The 16,372-nt window shown below is 33.7% G+C and carries 20 protein-coding genes; 7 read left to right on the top strand and 13 right to left on the bottom strand.

The genetic code is table 11. The features are described 5' to 3' along the window. Nucleotides 1-4: 4 nt before the first annotated feature. Genes Q0P94_RS03855 through Q0P94_RS03865 form a run of 3 tightly spaced genes read right to left on the bottom strand, consistent with a single transcriptional unit; the run spans nucleotide 5 to nucleotide 2,266 of the window. The gene (locus tag Q0P94_RS03855; RefSeq protein ID WP_295113975.1) at nucleotides 5-868 is read right to left on the bottom strand and encodes a 2-oxoacid:ferredoxin oxidoreductase subunit beta; all 864 of its coding nucleotides are present in this window, start codon (nucleotides 866-868) and stop codon (nucleotides 5-7) included. Beyond that, nucleotides 869-1,990, bottom strand: coding sequence for a 2-oxoacid:acceptor oxidoreductase subunit alpha (locus Q0P94_RS03860; protein ID WP_295113977.1), 1,122 nt, complete (start codon nucleotides 1,988-1,990; stop codon nucleotides 869-871). It abuts the gene before it with no gap. A gap of 9 nt (nucleotides 1,991-1,999) precedes the next feature. Beyond that, entirely contained in the window at nucleotides 2,000-2,266 is a 267-nt protein-coding gene (locus Q0P94_RS03865; RefSeq protein WP_295113979.1) for a ferredoxin family protein, read from the bottom strand. A 141-nt stretch (nucleotides 2,267-2,407) separates the two neighbouring features. Between Q0P94_RS03865 and Q0P94_RS03870 the strand changes: the two genes are divergently transcribed. Next, a complete protein-coding gene (locus Q0P94_RS03870; protein ID WP_295113981.1) occupies nucleotides 2,408-2,899 on the top strand; it encodes a fumarate hydratase C-terminal domain-containing protein in 492 nt (163 codons plus the stop codon). Here the strand turns inward: Q0P94_RS03870 and Q0P94_RS03875 are convergent. From Q0P94_RS03875 to Q0P94_RS03890, 4 genes are all read right to left on the bottom strand, one after another. Beyond that, on the bottom strand, nucleotides 2,896-3,471 hold the full coding sequence (locus Q0P94_RS03875) for a sugar O-acetyltransferase (protein ID WP_295113983.1): 576 nt from the start codon (nucleotides 3,469-3,471) through the stop codon (nucleotides 2,896-2,898). The two genes, Q0P94_RS03870 and Q0P94_RS03875, sit on opposite strands and share 4 nt — an antisense overlap. A gap of 93 nt (nucleotides 3,472-3,564) precedes the next feature. Next, complete coding sequence (locus Q0P94_RS03880; protein WP_295113984.1) at nucleotides 3,565-4,299, bottom strand: peptidylprolyl isomerase; 735 nt, start codon at nucleotides 4,297-4,299, stop codon at nucleotides 3,565-3,567. Between the two features lie 143 nt (nucleotides 4,300-4,442). Then, nucleotides 4,443-5,387 carry an NADP-dependent oxidoreductase gene (locus Q0P94_RS03885; RefSeq protein WP_295113986.1) on the bottom strand — a complete coding sequence of 315 codons (945 nt, stop codon included), beginning with the start codon at nucleotides 5,385-5,387 and terminating at the stop codon, nucleotides 4,443-4,445. Between the two features lie 52 nt (nucleotides 5,388-5,439). Beyond that, nucleotides 5,440-5,757, bottom strand: a complete 318-nt coding sequence (locus Q0P94_RS03890; protein ID WP_295113988.1) for a helix-turn-helix domain-containing protein — start codon at nucleotides 5,755-5,757, stop codon at nucleotides 5,440-5,442. 212 nt (nucleotides 5,758-5,969) lie between these two features. Between Q0P94_RS03890 and Q0P94_RS03895 the strand changes: the two genes are divergently transcribed. Continuing rightward, on the top strand, nucleotides 5,970-7,064 hold the full coding sequence (locus tag Q0P94_RS03895; protein WP_295113989.1) for a DUF763 domain-containing protein: 1,095 nt from the start codon (nucleotides 5,970-5,972) through the stop codon (nucleotides 7,062-7,064). On the opposite strand, the gene Q0P94_RS03900 is transcribed toward Q0P94_RS03895, so the two are convergent. Together Q0P94_RS03900 and cobS are read right to left on the bottom strand one after the other, a co-directional pair. Then, nucleotides 7,061-7,603: a tRNA (cytidine(56)-2'-O)-methyltransferase gene (locus Q0P94_RS03900; protein ID WP_295114059.1), complete on the bottom strand. Its 543-nt coding sequence runs from the start codon at nucleotides 7,601-7,603 to the stop codon at nucleotides 7,061-7,063. The two genes, Q0P94_RS03895 and Q0P94_RS03900, sit on opposite strands and share 4 nt — an antisense overlap. Nucleotides 7,604-7,898: 295 nt before the next feature. Then, entirely contained in the window at nucleotides 7,899-8,681 is a 783-nt protein-coding gene (cobS, locus tag Q0P94_RS03905; RefSeq protein WP_295113990.1) for an adenosylcobinamide-GDP ribazoletransferase, read from the bottom strand. A gap of 140 nt (nucleotides 8,682-8,821) precedes the next feature. Here cobS and Q0P94_RS03910 point away from each other — a divergent pair, with 140 nt between their 5' ends. Beyond that, on the top strand, nucleotides 8,822-9,700 hold the full coding sequence (locus tag Q0P94_RS03910; protein WP_295113992.1) for an alpha/beta hydrolase: 879 nt from the start codon (nucleotides 8,822-8,824) through the stop codon (nucleotides 9,698-9,700). Nucleotides 9,701-9,714: 14 nt separating this feature from the next. On the opposite strand, the gene Q0P94_RS03915 is transcribed toward Q0P94_RS03910, so the two are convergent. Next, nucleotides 9,715-10,791: a phosphatidylglycerophosphatase gene (locus Q0P94_RS03915; protein ID WP_295113994.1), complete on the bottom strand. Its 1,077-nt coding sequence runs from the start codon at nucleotides 10,789-10,791 to the stop codon at nucleotides 9,715-9,717. 83 nt (nucleotides 10,792-10,874) lie between these two features. Between Q0P94_RS03915 and larC the strand changes: the two genes are divergently transcribed. Together larC and queC are read left to right on the top strand one after the other, a co-directional pair. Then, nucleotides 10,875-12,044: a nickel pincer cofactor biosynthesis protein LarC gene (gene larC / locus Q0P94_RS03920; protein WP_295113996.1), complete on the top strand. Its 1,170-nt coding sequence runs from the start codon at nucleotides 10,875-10,877 to the stop codon at nucleotides 12,042-12,044. Further along, nucleotides 12,041-12,718 (top strand): 7-cyano-7-deazaguanine synthase QueC, encoded by a 678-nt coding sequence (gene queC / locus Q0P94_RS03925; RefSeq protein ID WP_295113998.1) that lies wholly within the window; start codon nucleotides 12,041-12,043, stop codon nucleotides 12,716-12,718. Before larC ends, queC begins: the two co-directional genes overlap by 4 nt. Here queC and Q0P94_RS03930 read toward each other — a convergent pair whose 3' ends face one another. From Q0P94_RS03930 to Q0P94_RS03940, 3 genes are all read right to left on the bottom strand, one after another. Beyond that, nucleotides 12,719-13,330: a vWA domain-containing protein gene (locus Q0P94_RS03930; protein WP_295114000.1), complete on the bottom strand. Its 612-nt coding sequence runs from the start codon at nucleotides 13,328-13,330 to the stop codon at nucleotides 12,719-12,721. A gap of 125 nt (nucleotides 13,331-13,455) precedes the next feature. Next, the gene (locus Q0P94_RS03935) at nucleotides 13,456-13,704 is read right to left on the bottom strand and encodes a transcriptional regulator (protein WP_295114002.1); all 249 of its coding nucleotides are present in this window, start codon (nucleotides 13,702-13,704) and stop codon (nucleotides 13,456-13,458) included. A 13-nt stretch (nucleotides 13,705-13,717) separates the two neighbouring features. Further along, nucleotides 13,718-14,731, bottom strand: coding sequence for a M48 family metallopeptidase (locus Q0P94_RS03940; protein ID WP_295114004.1), 1,014 nt, complete (start codon nucleotides 14,729-14,731; stop codon nucleotides 13,718-13,720). An 84-nt stretch (nucleotides 14,732-14,815) separates the two neighbouring features. Here Q0P94_RS03940 and Q0P94_RS03945 point away from each other — a divergent pair, with 84 nt between their 5' ends. Both Q0P94_RS03945 and Q0P94_RS03950 read left to right on the top strand, forming a co-directional pair. Continuing rightward, complete coding sequence (locus Q0P94_RS03945) at nucleotides 14,816-15,412, top strand: hypothetical protein (RefSeq protein ID WP_295114006.1); 597 nt, start codon at nucleotides 14,816-14,818, stop codon at nucleotides 15,410-15,412. A 126-nt stretch (nucleotides 15,413-15,538) separates the two neighbouring features. Continuing rightward, a complete protein-coding gene (locus Q0P94_RS03950) occupies nucleotides 15,539-16,258 on the top strand; it encodes a DUF4012 domain-containing protein (protein ID WP_295114008.1) in 720 nt (239 codons plus the stop codon). Nucleotides 16,259-16,372: the final 114 nt, after the last annotated feature.

The following is a 16,372-nucleotide window of genomic DNA, read 5'->3' on the forward strand; positions in this document are numbered from 1 at the left end:
CCACCTATAACTCTGTTTCATATGCAGAATTGATAATAGTTTTTTTACCATATTTTTCCACACTGATTTTATCAATGTTTTCTGTGAATTCATCTCTTTGAGTTTTAGCAAATTCACCAACAACAATTTTACCTTCCAACTCTTTTGGCCTCATCCTATCAGCTGCAGATTTGAATACAGTATTAGCTTTCATGACAGCCGCCATTGCAGTAGGAGTTTTTAATTTATTTTTACGACCGAAATAGGTAGGACATTGAGTTGCAACTTCAATAAATGAAAAACCAGGATTTTCCAATCCTTTTTTAATTGACAATACAAGATTTTCCATTTCAACAGTTGTCCATCTTGCGGAATAAGTTGCACCAGCTGCCGCAACAAGTTCCGCCAGTTTGAATGGAGTATCCCGATTACCATATGGAGCAGTTGTTCCGAAACTACCTTTAGGAGATGTAGGGCTGATTTGACCCCCAGTCATACCATAAATATTATTATTAATACATATTACAGTTAAATTAATATTTCTTCTAGCTGCATGAATCAAATGATTACCACCAATAGAGGCAGCATCACCATCACCAGTGAATACAACAACATCTAAATCTTTATTAGCAGTTTTTAAACCAGTTGCGAAACTTAATGCTCTTCCATGAGTAGTATGTAAAGAATCACATTTTAAATATCCTGGAATTCTTGAAGAACAGCCAATTCCGGAAACCATTGCAATATTTTCAAAATCCATTCCTGCTTTTTCCATACCTACCAAAAATGCATTGATAATAGCACCATTTCCACATCCTGGACAGAAAATATGAGGCAATCTGTCTTCTCTTAAATAAGGGAGAAATCTATTTTGTTTATGTTCTGACATTTAATTTCCTCCTAATCTGTTGATTTGGTCTAATATTTCATCAGGAGTTGGTAATAATCCTCCAATCACTCCCATCAAATGGACATTGGAATTTCTTTTGCAAACCCTGTCCACTTCATAATACATCTGACCTAAGTTCATTTCAACAACAAGCACATCCTTTGCATTTGCTGTTAATTTAGCCACTTCTTCATCAGGGAACGGCCATGGAGTATCAAGTTTAACATAACCCACTTTTTTATCTGTTCTATTTACAGCTTCAACAACAGACCTTACAGGTGCCCCGTATGAAACAATGACAATATCTGCATCTTCACAGTTTTCAGATTGAACAGAACAGATGTCATCTTTATTATTTAATATTTTATCACAAATTCTTTGGATAAGTTTATCATGAGTTTCAGGGTCATTGGTATCCGGGTAACCTCGTTCATCGTGAGTAAGACCGGTTACATGGATATTGAATCCATCACCGAAAGCAGGCATTGGAGTAGTTCCATTTTCAATATTTTCAAACGGCAAATAATTTTCAGTTTTTTCAGGCCTTTTTCTTGGAACGATTTCTATGTCATCTTCAACAACAATTTTTTCCCTCATATGGCCTATGACTTCATCAGCCATTACAAATACTGGAACCCTATATTTCTCAGCTAAATTAAAAGCCTTTATTGTGAAATCAAAAAATTCCTGTACACTTGATGGAGACAATGCAATTGGTTCATAATCCCCATGGGATCCCCATCTAGCCTGCATCATATCTCCTTGAGCAGCCATAGTTGGCTGAGCAGTTGAAGGAGAACCTCTTTGAACATCCACAATTACAATAGGAGTTTCAGTCATGAACGCATAACCGATATTTTCCTGCATCAAAGAGATACCTGGACCTGAAGTTGCGGTCATTGATTTAGTTCCACCCCAGGAACCACCAATAATAGCTCCGGCAGATGCAATTTCATCTTCCATCTGAACAAATGAGCCGCCGACTTTTGGCAATTCACGAGCTAGAGTTTCAGCAACTTCTGTGGACGGAGTAATTGGATAACCAGCGAAAAACCTACAACCTGCTGCAATAGCTCCTTTAGCGCATGCTTCATTACCTTGTATAAAAAATTCTTCAGCCATTTTTAACACCTACTTTTTCCCCTTTGTGAACTTAGGATTAAAGTTAAGATCATTGTCTTCATTCATCCACCAATTTTCCGGCAAGTCTACAGTAATAGCCTGGTCAGGACATGCTACTTCACAAGTGCCACATTTTGTACATCTTTCTTCAAACTTAACAAAAGGTAACTGAACTCCCTTTTTATTAATTTCGGAAGATATTGCATATACATTTTTATAGCACATAAATAAGCAAAGGTGGCATCCTTTACACAAATCTTCGTCAATAATAATCAATTTAAAAATCTCCTAAAAATCTATAAAAAACAAATACAGATTATGATATATATCTGTTAATAAACATTTAAATATCTTATTAAAAAATTGTAATAATATAGAAAAATAAAAAAATATTAAAAAATTAATTTTAATGATAATATGAAAAAATTAAAAACACCAATTTCAGACAGTGATCTGGAAAATCTTAATGTTGGAGATAAAATCACAATATCCGGAACAATATATACCGGACGAGATGCAGCACTTCCACAACTGGTCGAATTAATAAAAAAGAATGATATTCCTTTCAATACAAAAGGAATGGTCATCATGCACACAGCATTCAGCGATGCTGGAATCGCACCAACAACCAGCAACAAAGAAGAAATTGAATCAACCATACCCTTTTTAAGTGAAAACGGAGTGAAAATTCACATTGGAAAAGGAATGTTAAGTGATAAAACAGCTGAGGAACTGGAAAAAAATAATTCAATATTTGTCATAACCCCTCCTGTTGCGGCGCTGCTTACAAATAAGGTAAAAAGTAAAAAATGTGTATTGTTTGAAAAAGAAGGCATGGAAGCCATGTTTGAATTAGAAGTAGATGAAATACCTGGAATTGTAGCAATACACCACGGAAAAAAGATCTAATCCATATTTATATCCCTTATATACTTTGCCGGAACTCCACCGACAATTGTGTTTTCAGCCACATCCCTTGTAACGACCGCACCGGCCGCAATGATTGCTCCATCACCAATAGTGACACCTGCAAGAATTGTGGCATTTGACCCAATCCATACATCATTGCCTATTTTTATTGGAGCAGGAATTAAGTTTCCTCTTTTTTTAGGATTCTCCTCATGATTTAAAGTTGCCAAAACAACATTATGTCCTATCAATGCATTGTTTCCTATAAAAATTCCGCCCTGGTCTTGGAATCTGCATCCTGAATTGATGAAAACATTATCCCCAAGATGAATGTTTTTTCCAAAATCTGTAGTGAATGGTGGGAAAAGCCTAAAATCATCACTGACCTTTTTTCCAATTAAATCTGAAAATAATTCACGAATTTCATCAAAATCATGATATTTGGTATTGATTTCAAAAGTAATTTTTTGAGCTTCGCAAGAATAATAATTACATGCCTCAGCAGCCTCTTCATCAAAAATTAATGTTTTACCTTCATTAAAAATTTCCAAAAGTTTATCAAGTTCTAGCATGTAATATGGATTTGTTAAAAATAATATTTAAAATGTGATATGAAAAAATAAGTAAAAAAAAGAGTTATTTTAAAAATAACTCATGAAACGAAATTATTCTTCGTCTTCTTCGTCGTCAGATTCTTCTCTTTTTTCGAATTCATCTACAAAATTAACTTTGCTAATTTCATCGATGTTATCCCAGATATCTTTTGCTATTCTGAATCTTGCAAAGGTAATATCCATGTAAGATTGTTGGTCAAATTTGGACATTTCATCTAATTTGATGTTTGCAACGCCATCTTCGATAGTGATTTCAGTTTTATCAATGTCTACGTTAGGGTTGGAGTAGTGTAACTCAATCATACTTTTGATTTTTTCTTCTTCATCCTCAATGATTTCAGTAACTTCAACATCATAAACTAAGTCTTTTCCTGCTAATTCGTGGTTAAAATCAACTTTTACTCTTCCACCGTTGACTGTTAAGATTTTACCGGTTGCACCTTCAGATTGGATTTTCATACCAGGCATAGGGTTCATACCTTGTCTTTTGAACTCTTTCATAGGGACTAATTGAATCATTTTAGGATCCCTTGGTCCAAATGCATTATCGGAATCAACTTCAATGTGTTTGGTTTCTCCTTCTTCCAATCCAATGATAGCTTCTTCAATAGCAGGTAATAAGTGGTTTCCTCCTACAACGATTGGGATTGCTTTGTAAGTTTTATTTTCATCAAAAATACCTGCTTCCTGTGCTATTTCATCATAAGTAGTATCAAATACGTCATCAGTTTCTTTAATTTTACCAGTAAAGTTTACTCTAACAAAATCTCCGTTATCTATAGCCATAAAAATTACGCTCCTTAATAATTTTGATTAAATAATTTGTTAATAAATATAACATTAATAATTATAGTAACCATTACTTATTAAAGTTTTGTTTATCTATGAAAAAAATGTAAAAAATAGAAGATAATAAAAAAATAAAAAAATTAGTTAATTTTGATTAATGTCTTTCCTTTAGATCCGCCTGAAGCAACCTTTTTAAGAGCAGCATTCACATCATCCAAAGAGAATATCTCATCAATAGAAGTTTCTAGACGAATATCAGAAATGCTTTCCAATTGCTTACCATTAGCTTCAACAAATAGGAAATAGTATTTTTGATTATTCTTTTTAGCCAATTTATCATATTTCCTGCCGGCAAATTTGAATAGCATTTTTTTGACAAAAGACAATCCCATACGTTCGGCAAACTCTGCATTAGGAAGTCCTTTAAGTGAAACCAGTTTCCCGCCATTTTTCATAATTTTAAATTCTTTTTCCAGTTCTTTTTCACCAAGAGTATCCAAAACCAGATCAATGTCAGACAATATTTGAGAGTAATCCTGAGTTTTATAGTCAATAAACTCATCAACACCCAAATCCATTACTCTTTGTCTGTTTTTTGGATTTCCACTGGTGATTACATGAAGACCCAAACTTTTTGCAATAGGGATAGCCATTGCACCCAAACTGCCAGTACCACCAGAAATAAAAATACTTTGCCCCTTTTTAACATCCATTAACTCATAGGACTGCAATGCTGTAAGGGCAGTCAAAGGAACACAAGCAGCTTCATCAAAATCTAAAACATCAGGAATAAGTGCAATTGCATTTTTATCTATTGAAGTGAACTCTGCAAAGGCACCAATTTTATCTAAAGGCATCCTTCCGTAGACTCTGTCACCTTCTTTAAATTCAGAGACATTACTACCCACTTTTTCAACAACCCCCGAAAATTCATTTCCCATCACCAATGGAAGCTTATACGGAGTAATCAGTTTTACTTCTTCACGAACAATCATGTTATCCAACGGATTAACACCCGCATACATAATCTTAACTAAAACATCATCATTACCTACTTCAGGAATTGGAATATCTTTAATTTCCAAATCAGTCCCCTTTTTTATCATACTTATTTAAAATAGCCGCTTTCATTTTCATTCACCAATCAATCTTGAAAACCTGAGAATAATATTCCTTAAACATATTAATTACTTCTAAGTCGCCTTCGTCACCACATTCCAATTCATCAATACCGAAAGAAGCCATTTCATATAATATCTTATTTAATCGAAGCCCCCTATCAGTCAGATAATACTCGGTTAAAGATTTGTTGCCCCTCATTTGAATTTTCTTTTCAATAAGCCCATTGGTCTCCATTGATTTTAACGTATCCGCCAAAACTGTATTTGATAGATTAGTCTTATTTTCCTTGAATTCCAAGAAATGTTTTTTACCCAAAAACATATCCCTAATCAATACAACAGTCCATTAACGACTAATTAATTTTAAAGTACTTTCAATAGGGCAGGTCATCAAATCATTTGTCATAAAAAAAAAACAACTCCAATATAATAAATATTTAACAATATATTTATATAAATCACATAGTTAGTCCATACTGACCATCATATTACTTTTCAAATGCTCTTTGTAAAAAACTAATATTTATAAAAAATAAATAATTATTCATGCAAAGAAAGGGAGTAGTTAATTTACCATTACATGGAGGTCACCCACCATCATGGCTATTTTCAAGAATGGTTGACCTATCCGGAGCTCTTGCATCAGTAATCATTGAAGAATATAGTTTAAATGAGTTTTTAAATAGAATTTCCAATCCATACTGGTTTCAAGCATTTTCATGTGTTTTAGGATTTGACTGGCATTCCTCCGGAACTACCACAACAACGTTGGGTGCTCTGAAAGCATCATTAAGTCCCGAAGAACATGGAATTTATTTAACTGGAGGAAAAGGTGCGAGGTCAAGAAGAACACCACAAGGCATTGAACATGCCGGAGAAATATTTAACCTAAACACCAAAACAACAGAAAAGCTAGTTGAAACAAGTAAATTATCTGCTAAAATTGACAATTCATGTATTCAAGACGGATACACACTATATCAACATAATTTCTTTGTAACTGAAAAAGGAGATTGGGCAGTCGTCCAACAAGGATTAAATACAGAAACCAAATATGCTCGTAGATACCACTGGCTAGGTGAAGAAGTGGACAAGCTATTGAATGATCCCCACAGCGGAATTTCATGCGATAAAGAAACTCCGAATACATTAAACATGTCCTCAAAAGACAGCGAAGAAGCTCAAAAGATAAGTGTCGATTTGATTAATGACAATCCTAATCATTTAAGGCAATACTTTAAAAGAAAAGACAATCAACTTCTTTTAGAAGACTTCACCATGCCAGCTCATCACCCAGTTTTAGATATGGATATTTCCGATAAAGAATTTGAAGTGCTGACAAAAGCTTATGAGATACAACCTGAAAATTATGAGGAACTAATTCTTCTTCAGGGGATAGGGCCTAAAAAAATAAGAGCTTTAGCATTAATCTCCGATCTTGTTTATGGTGAACCTGCAAGCTGGAAAGACCCCGTAAAATACAGTTTTACACATGGAGGAAAAGACGGTTTTCCATATCCTGTTGACCGGGATGTCTATGACAATTCAATAGAAACGATTAGAGATGCCATTGAGCAGGCACGTATAAAAAAAGATGATAAATTAAAAGCAATTAAGAGATTAGATGAATTCATCTCTTAACGGTTTTCATTGTGAATATTTACATTTTTACCATGAGCTGTCGGAATGACTTCCAAAACAGGATTTTCAAACTCCAACTCAAATTCCTTACCATCCATCAGCAAATGCTGAAAAACAGCAAGGGAAGACACTTCAGAATGAGGCTGGGTTGTTACAGACACATTCCAATCAGCAGCCTTATAGACCTTTCCAGGAACTTTAGAACCTCCCACAACAATTAAAATATCGGAACCATCTTCACGAACTTCAGGAGCGACTTCATGAGCCTGAGAACCATACATAGTCAAGTGAACTACTTTTCCACCATCAGCCTTCCACTTATTGATAACACCCATATAACTTTCAGTGTATTCTATTTCAAAGTTTCCACCAAATCTTGAGGCAGTGTCCCTTACATTTTCCATAAGACCATTATCCCTTTCACCGGATAGAAATATTTTACTAGCGCCGAATGCGCGAGCAGTCAAGCATACATGAGTTGTTATACGAGTATCTCTTTTTAATCTGTGATCTAATCTCAATACATTTACATTCATAATAATCCTGAAAAAACAATTAATTAATAAAAATAACCAATCTAATATTTCAAGTTTTAAATATTTAATAATTTGTATGACGTGAAAGCCACTTACCATTATCTAAAGAAAATGTGATGTTTGTTGCGTTATGAGTATCTTCACGAAGACAATTATTAAAGATGGAGGTGATGAATATGTTAAACAGTAAGTGGCACACACATCAAAACTAATTATATACTACTTAATTAATAAATTAATGCTTTTTAAGCCAACAATATTAATTTTAAGATGTTAAATTGATTTAAAAATAAAAAAATTAGAAGAAGTACAAAGCAACAGTCATGAACAGTAATGCCATTAAACGACCAACTTCATTACTCATTCCCAAAACATCACCGTTGGCAAGCACAAAATTTCTTCTTGCAATACGTGCAATTATGATTCCGGAAACAATAGCTCCCAAAACACCACAGACACCAACAACACCACCCAGCAAAAAGGCAATTACACAAACAAATGCTGTTGAAACCAAATATCTTGAAGGTGTTGTCTCAAACATGAAATAGCTTCCAATTCCTGGAGTCAGAGGTTTGGACAGTAATGCAGTTGTAATAAGAGATGTTTTTGCAACCATTTCACAAATGACTATTCCAAAAATGAAGTTATAATCTAAAATGTTATACAAACCAGCTATTGTCATACTGGACACTAAAAACAGTGTTGCAACACCGCCAGCACCTACAGATGAATCTTTCATAACCCTAATTTTACGTTCAGGCTCACCATGGACCATGACTCCATCAGCCATATCCATTACACCATCCAAATGATTGTAACCTGTGATAATCATTAAAAAGGCATAAACAATTGTTGCTGTGAAAAATGAATTTAAATGAAGGAAATTCAGACAAAGATAACCACATGCAACTGCTAAAAATCCTATGAACAGATGTAAAAATGGCCAGCACCAAGTCAATTTAGTCATATACTCAATTGAAGTATAAACACGGATAGGCAGGATTGTTGAAAAAGTTAAAAGACCCAACAGTGATTTTATCGGTGAAAATTCTTCATCTTCAAAATAGCTATCATCTTCCATAATCATTCCTCATTAATTATATTGACCCAATCATACAATAATCTTTCTACACCCCCACATTAACAGATATTTTTCAATTTTATTTAAATATATATTAAAATAAACATATTTTATAATATTAATGAAAAAAAGGTAAACAAATGTCAAAAATGTCAAAAATTGTGGAAAATATTTTAGATAAAAAACATCGCGAATATGTTGATGATGCCAATAAAGCCAAGGAACATATGCAGAAACGCTCCCTTGAAGAGGATGAGCATTATAAATTGCCAAAAATGATATACCTCACCAAAGTTAAAAGCAAAAACATGTTTGAATGCCAAATGATAATCTTTAATGAAATTGAAGATGCCGAACGCCTAATCATATATCTTCATGGAGGAATATATGTAAATGAAATTAGACTGCCCCATATTTTATTTTGCGACAGAATTGCAAAAAAAACTAATGCATGCACATATGCTCCAATTTATCCTCTTGCACCAAATCATACCTATGAAGAAACCTATAAAATTGTTGAAAAGTTATACAAGCATCTATTAACCCTGGACAAACCAATCATAATAATTGGAGACTCTGCAGGAGGCGGATTATCTGCAGCATTTTGTGAATATCTGGCAATTAAGGATTTACCTCAACCGAAAAACTTAATTTTAATATCCCCTTGGGTTGATGTATCAATGTCTGGAGATTATGATGATGTTGAATTTGATCCTATGCTCGGAATAGAAGGCTTGCGTAAAATGGGTGAAACCTGGGCAGGAGACCTGAATCCAAAAGATTATAAAATAAGTCCATTATTTGGAGAAGTAAACAAACTTCCAAAAACTACACTGTTTGTGGGAACTCATGAAATCCTGTATCCCGATGTTGTAAAATTTCATGAAAAATTAAAAGACAACAATGTTGATGCTGAATTGAATGTAGGCGAAGAAATGACTCATGTGTATGCAATTTATCCGCTAGTTCCCGAATCAAAAAAAGCTTTCAATCACATTGTTGAAATACTTCTTGAGTAATTTTAGAATAGATTCTATTCCTCGAATATTTTAGATACGCACCCTGCAATCAAACCCGCAAAAATATCTTCAAGTATTGGAGGCAAACCCCAAATTATTCCAGGTTTTGCATCCTTATACTGTTTAAAATTGAAAATTGCTTTTGAACCTGCAATCTGATTAGCAATAGCCAAACCTAACACATCAGCGGAATATAAATAATTTAAATCACTGTTTAAATCAACTTCACGTATTTTATTGCCTGACAAATCCCGTTCGGCACCCAATGCAGCCACAATCAATGTTATAACATTAACATCACTTAAAGATTTAAGAATTTGAATTTCCATTTTTTCTTTTAGCCTGTCTGTAACTTCATCATCTGAAACAAGTTCCATCCCGGCATCAACCAAATCCCTAATCAGGATTCCTTCAGCCACAAAATAATCCAATATACCAAAGTCCAATCCGAATTTCTTGAATGCATCTTCAATGCTTATCTCAATTGCATCTTCAATGCGAACTTGAAGCTCCTCCAAATTGACTTCATCATATTCTGCATTGTTAATATCCAAACTTTCATAATTATTTTCAGGAATGTTTGATAAAACTGCAAGAAAATCATTGGTATTCAGTATATTCTGAATATGCAAAGGCAAGGACATATCAGCCAAAGTTCTTGCCTTAGAATTAGCCGCTATCTTAAAGATTTTAATAAGATCTCTTGGAGACAAAACCTTATCAATGTAAATAATATGGCTTAAGTTAATTCTTGCATCAGCAAAACCTTTGGAAGAGTTTGCAACCTTCAAATAATCTGTGAAGTCTTCAACAACAACATCACTTGCCATAAACGTGAAGATAGACAGATCATCATAGAAATTTTTAAAATAATCCAGAGATTCAGTTGCCTGTGCAATGTATGAACCTTCAAATTTATTGAAAACTTCCGCTTTTTTGGCAGTAGCCTTAAAAGTATCCTTTGCCTTAACAATATTGACATTCTCAACAATATCAATACCGCCACCGACAGTGAAATCACTGAATGCCAAAAAATGCCGAGGATTGTTTATGCAAATCCCGTAATCCTTTTCAATGATATTTATTTTCATGATATAACCAAAATTAATTATACATATAATATATTAATTATTTAATTTAAATTTTATATTAACAGCTGAAAGGACTTTTTATCATGACAATTATTATTGACCCCCAATCCAGCGGAATTGCTGGAAACATGATTATTGGAGCACTGGTTGATTTAGGTGCCGATGCATATGAATTAAAAGAAATAATGGAGAAATCCGCCAAACCATTTGGAAAAGTTGAAGTGAGTTTCAATAAGATTACCAAACATGGAATAGACTCGACTTTTTGTCATGTTGAAATGATAGAACACACACATTCCGTAAATTATCCAGAATTCATTGAAAAAATCAACAATCTGGAATTGAATGAAAATGTCAGAAAAACTTCCATAAAAGTATTTGAAAGAATAGCTAAAGCGGAAGCGAAAGTGCATGGAAAAACAATTGAAACCATCCATTTTCACGAAGTTGGAGCAAGTGATGCTGTTGCTGATGTAATCGGATCAGTTTATGCTTATTATTCACTTAATTTAGATAAACAAAAAATAATAGGACTCCCAATAGCTGTCGGAGGAGGAAGAGTTAAAACCGCACACGGAACAATACCTGTTCCCGCCCCTGCCGTTGTGGAAATTCTAAAGGATGCCTACATCAAAGGAGGTCCTGTGGACAGTGAACTTGCAACACCTACAGGAAGTGCAATATATGCTGAAATCTGTGACGAAATACAGGAATTTATTCCACAAATAAAACCTAAAAAAGTAGGTTATGGAGCCGGAAGAAAAGATTTTGACCATCCGAATGTTTTAAGAATTATTGAAACTTCAGACATTTCCGAAAAGGACGAAATAGATGTTATTGAAACAAATCTTGACCATTTAACTGGAGAAGAAATAGGCTATCTATTCGATAGGCTTTCAGATGTCGGAGCAAGCGACGTTTCAATCACACCAATAATCATGAAAAAGAATCGTCAGGGAAGTCTTTTAAAAATAATTTCACCTAGAAAAAATAGGGATGAACTTGTCAATACAATTTTTAAGGAAACCGGAAGTTTAGGAATTAGAATAGCTCCAAATATGCATCGCGGAATTGCAAAACGAGAATTCGTTAAAAAGGAATTTGAAATAGAAGGAGAAAAATTTGAAGTTACATTTAAAAACGGATACGTTAACGGAGAGCTTATTTCATCAAGACCGGAATATGAAGACTTAAAAGAGATTGCCCTTAAAACCGGAATTCCTTTAATAAAAATAAAAGAGATGATACAATGAAAAAGGCAATTTCCGTCCTATCTGGAGGTCTTGACTGTACTGTTGCAACTAGCGTTTATGCAAAAGACTATGAAATTCATGCTATAACCTTTAACTATGGGCAAAAGGCTTTTAAAAGAGAACTTAAAGCAGCACAGGAAATCTGCAAAAGAATGGGATTTAAACATTATGTGATTGACCTTCCATGGCTGGACGATATCAGCACTTCCAGTTTAAATACTGATGAAGACATACCCGAAATAAAAGAGGGAGAATTGGACAACCTCAAGAAGAGTCAGGAGACCGCAAACAGTGTTTGGGTTCCAGCAAGAAATATGGTATTTACTTCAATTGCAACATCATTTGCCGAAAGTATCAGTGCTGAAATAATTATTGTTGGATGGGATGCTGAAGAAGCTGCAACATTTCCGGATAACTCCAAAGAATTCCTGAATACCTTTAATGAATTAATCAGTACAGGTTCCCCTAAAAATATTAGAATTGAAGCGCCTGCCATTGATTTGAATAAAGAGGAAATTGTTAAATTAGGTGTTGAAGTTGGCGCTCCAATAGAATTGAGTTATTCATGTTATGCAGGTAGAGACAAACACTGCGGCATCTGTGAAAGTTGTATGAGGCGGAAACGAGCATTCAAAAAATTGAAAATTAAAGATTTTACTGAATATGAAATATAATCAGTCATATTTAGCCAAATCCTTTTTCCAATTTGCATCATCCAGTGACTTATTCATTCTTATACTGCATGATGCATTTTCAACTGAAAGATATGCATCCTCAACACCACGTCCAGATTTTTTATAATTGGCCACACGAGATTTTCTAATTCCAATTTTACTTGCTTCAGAGTATGAATCAATTCCAGCACCTATGAAAATAAATTCCCAATTGTGACTGGTTATCATGTTTTTAATTTGGGATTTTGAATATTCAACGGATGAATTTTCCATACCATCAGTCATTATAACAAACAGCACCTTATTGTCAATCTTACGGTTAAGAGATGTGATAGTTTTTCCGACAGCATCCAAAAGAGCAGTTGAACCTCCAACATAATATTCATTTGAAGTCAATTCATCGACATCATTGATATCCTTTCTTTCATATAAAACATCGTACCCATCATTGAAAAGAACTGTAGTTACTTTTGTATTGAATTCCTTATTTTTTTCCTTTTCGATGAATGCATTGAATCCACCCATGGTGTCTTCTTCAGATCCCCACATTGACCCACTTTTATCGATTACAAAAACTAAGTCCAAATCCTGGTTTTGAGATTTTTTATCCATAGTGTTCACTTCCTTGAAATATATTGAAACTTTGTTAATAAGTTGTTAATAACTTACACACAATATATTAACCAAAACTAGTATATAAACATTACGAAAAAAATATGAAAAAAATAAAAAATCAGTCACTCCAACTTATCTAACATATCTAATCCTTCATCAGACAACCTATACAGACGACCTTTCCTAACTTCAGGATTGATACATTCAACAATTTCCTTTTCTTTTAATTGTCTTAATACATTGGATATATGATTAGGTAAAATTCCACTATCCTCAGCAATCTGTGTAGGCATCTTAACATCATCTTTAAGAGATTTCAACACCTTAACCCTATAAGAAGACCTATTTACATATTTTAATTTATTATCCATTCAAATCACTTAATCAAAGTTTATTTCCACAATTAGTGCAGAATAAATCACCATCACCAACCAAAGCCCCGCAATTCGGACATTTAAGTTCAACCTCAAATTTCAGACCGCAAGAAGTGCAAAACTTATCTGACGAATCTGCAATTGCACCACAATTTTGACAATATTTCTTATCATGACCTGTCAAATGAGATTTTTTGAACTCCTCTTTAGGAGAGGGAACATCACTTAAAACAGGTTTAGAATAAAAATCTTTTTGATTTTCAATCTCCACAATCAATTCATTCATGACTGAAATCCTTTTACTGTCTGATGGATGTGTTGAGAAAAAGTCATGGTCATTAGGATTTCCGCCAGCCATACTTTGCCAAAAATGAGGAATTTCAGAAATATCATATCCCGCCCAATGAATTATCATCATTCCGAGCTTATCGGCTTCGAGTTCCTGGTCTCTTCCCCAAGGATTCATTAAGAAAAATTGTGAACCTACGCTTGCAACATTTGTGGCAGCACGTGCAAGATTACCTGCACCGCCAAAACCCATAAGGTCCAGGGCAAAACTACCAATCCATGCAGCAGATGTAATGGCATTTTGAGCATTTTGAGCACTTATTCGAGTTCTAGAATGATCAAGAAGTGCATGAGCCATTTCATGACCTAAAATAAATGCCACCTTTTCTTCACTATCTGCAACAGACAGAATACCTGAAAACATGACAATCTTACCACCAGGCATGCAGAATGCATTTATTGTATTATCCGCAACCAAATGGAAATCCCAATCATAATAATCTTCAGTATAATCACTCCTGCCAATTTTGGCCAGATAATTTTCAACAGCCCGAATTAGCCTTACGGCAACATTTCTAACCAATTGCCCCTGAGGAGTATTGTCCAATAACTTAGCCTGACCAACCATAGAATAATATTCATTATATGACTGCTGTAAAAATTTGTCATCATTTACCATATCAAAATGAGATTTTCCGGTAAATGGATTAATAGCACTTCTATCATCTTTTGCCATAAAACATCACATCTATACCTATATTGTTAATTTGTGTTTAAAAAGTTTTTTAACGGATAACAAATATAATAATAATCGATTACAATGAAAAAAATATTTATTTTATTGATAACACTGCTTCTAATAAGTTGTGTTTGGGCTCAAACAAATTCAAATATTAATATAAATGGAGTTAACTTTGAAATACCTTCCAAATATCAAGGTGGAGAAGTTAAAAATGACAGATATGACTTAGAAGATACTTTCACAATTCAATGCATAGATGACAATATTCCAAAACACATCGGACTTTGGGCATGCGAAAAGGATTACGGTGAAAATCTAACAATAAATAAACATCCCGTCAGATATTATTACCAATATAATCCCTATGTGAATGACAATCAATCCCATGCATACTTTGCTTCTAACGATTCCATATTCGAAATCGTTTGGAAAGGAAACACTATCAATAACGATGTTGAAAAAATAATCAAAAATTCACCCCAACCGAAAATAGATGAAGATGCATTCAATTATGTGTTGGACAAATCAATTGAAATATACAAATCACAAAGGATTGATCAATTGAACAAGGATGGAGAGTATAATTATTTGGAGGCCAAATACAACTCAAAAATGCAAAATGCAAACCATGACGACACAAGACTAAAAGAAATTTTATTAACTTACTATAGGTAAACTTAAATTACTTTTGTCATAAATTTTATATAATTTAATTGATAGATAATTAATAAATACACTATTTTGTATTTTTATATTTAATTGAAAATTTAATTTGCATCAAAATTAAAGCGAGTGAATTAAATGAATAGAACAAAAAAATTAATCATAGCTATTCTTGTTATAGTTCTTATTGGATTACTTGCTGTAATTTATGGAGCACTCTTCAGTGGTCCGGATTTAACATATGAAACTAAGAATATACTTGTATTAGCTTCTGATAAAGAAGAACAATCCAACGGTGGAGTGGACATGGCATTTATGATTCGTTTAGAAAACGGATCATTAAAAAATTATACCCCAGTATATCCTGGAGGAATGACACACCCTACACAGCCCGCCCCAGGAGGTCTTGGAGGTAAAATGTTTATGCACGATTGCCTGTGGGATGGTGTAGATCAAGGTATGGAATACGCTAAAGAAATAGTGGAAGCTAATACCGGAATGAAATCAGATGCAGTAGTTATTGTCTATGATAAAGCTGTAGACAGTGTTATTGATTCTGTCCGCCCGCTTAAAGTAGATGGTGAAGTGACTAACCTTAGTGCAACTGAAATTATTCGTGAAAACGATGCATATCAAGGTTATCCTGGTAACGAAAATGTTCAAGGAAATATGTCTAGAGGAGATGCAGTAATGGTGTTAGTAAAAGCACTTGCTACCGCTGCAAAAGATCCTGCTAAGAAAAACACTATGGTTCAAACAGCATTAAAAGAATACTCAAATGGAAATATAATAATGAAACCAGAAGGTTCTTTCACCAGATTACTTGCTACAAAAGGATTTGAAAGCATAACTAGTTAATCTTTAAAGGATTTATTAAATTCTTTAAAGAACTTTTTTTATTTATTAAATCTAAAAAAGATAATCATCATTTAAATGAATTGAAATCACTATTTCAAAAGATAATAGAATAAA

The sequence above is a fragment of the uncultured Methanobrevibacter sp. genome (assembly GCF_946184425.1).
In the GTDB taxonomy this organism is placed as follows: Archaea; Methanobacteriota; Methanobacteria; order Methanobacteriales; family Methanobacteriaceae; genus Methanocatella.

What these genes read in the sequence shown, in the direction of transcription:
- Q0P94_RS03855 (WP_295113975.1), bottom strand. Translation starts at nt 868, where the DNA reads ATGTCAGAACATAAACAAAATAGATTTCTCCCTTATTTAAGAGAAGAC.
- Q0P94_RS03860 (WP_295113977.1), bottom strand. Translation starts at nt 1,990, where the DNA reads ATGGCTGAAGAATTTTTTATACAAGGTAATGAAGCATGCGCTAAAGGA.
- Q0P94_RS03870 (WP_295113981.1), top strand. Translation starts at nt 2,408, where the DNA reads ATGAAAAAATTAAAAACACCAATTTCAGACAGTGATCTGGAAAATCTT.
- Q0P94_RS03875 (WP_295113983.1), bottom strand. Translation starts at nt 3,471, where the DNA reads ATGCTAGAACTTGATAAACTTTTGGAAATTTTTAATGAAGGTAAAACA.
- Q0P94_RS03880 (WP_295113984.1), bottom strand. Translation starts at nt 4,299, where the DNA reads ATGGCTATAGATAACGGAGATTTTGTTAGAGTAAACTTTACTGGTAAA.
- Q0P94_RS03895 (WP_295113989.1), top strand. Translation starts at nt 5,970, where the DNA reads ATGCAAAGAAAGGGAGTAGTTAATTTACCATTACATGGAGGTCACCCA.
- cobS (WP_295113990.1), bottom strand. Translation starts at nt 8,681, where the DNA reads ATGGAAGATGATAGCTATTTTGAAGATGAAGAATTTTCACCGATAAAA.
- Q0P94_RS03910 (WP_295113992.1), top strand. Translation starts at nt 8,822, where the DNA reads ATGTCAAAAATGTCAAAAATTGTGGAAAATATTTTAGATAAAAAACAT.
- Q0P94_RS03915 (WP_295113994.1), bottom strand. Translation starts at nt 10,791, where the DNA reads ATGAAAATAAATATCATTGAAAAGGATTACGGGATTTGCATAAACAAT.
- larC (WP_295113996.1), top strand. Translation starts at nt 10,875, where the DNA reads ATGACAATTATTATTGACCCCCAATCCAGCGGAATTGCTGGAAACATG.
- queC (WP_295113998.1), top strand. Translation starts at nt 12,041, where the DNA reads ATGAAAAAGGCAATTTCCGTCCTATCTGGAGGTCTTGACTGTACTGTT.
- Q0P94_RS03930 (WP_295114000.1), bottom strand. Translation starts at nt 13,330, where the DNA reads ATGGATAAAAAATCTCAAAACCAGGATTTGGACTTAGTTTTTGTAATC.
- Q0P94_RS03935 (WP_295114002.1), bottom strand. Translation starts at nt 13,704, where the DNA reads ATGGATAATAAATTAAAATATGTAAATAGGTCTTCTTATAGGGTTAAG.
- Q0P94_RS03940 (WP_295114004.1), bottom strand. Translation starts at nt 14,731, where the DNA reads ATGGCAAAAGATGATAGAAGTGCTATTAATCCATTTACCGGAAAATCT.
- Q0P94_RS03945 (WP_295114006.1), top strand. Translation starts at nt 14,816, where the DNA reads ATGAAAAAAATATTTATTTTATTGATAACACTGCTTCTAATAAGTTGT.
- Q0P94_RS03950 (WP_295114008.1), top strand. Translation starts at nt 15,539, where the DNA reads ATGAATAGAACAAAAAAATTAATCATAGCTATTCTTGTTATAGTTCTT.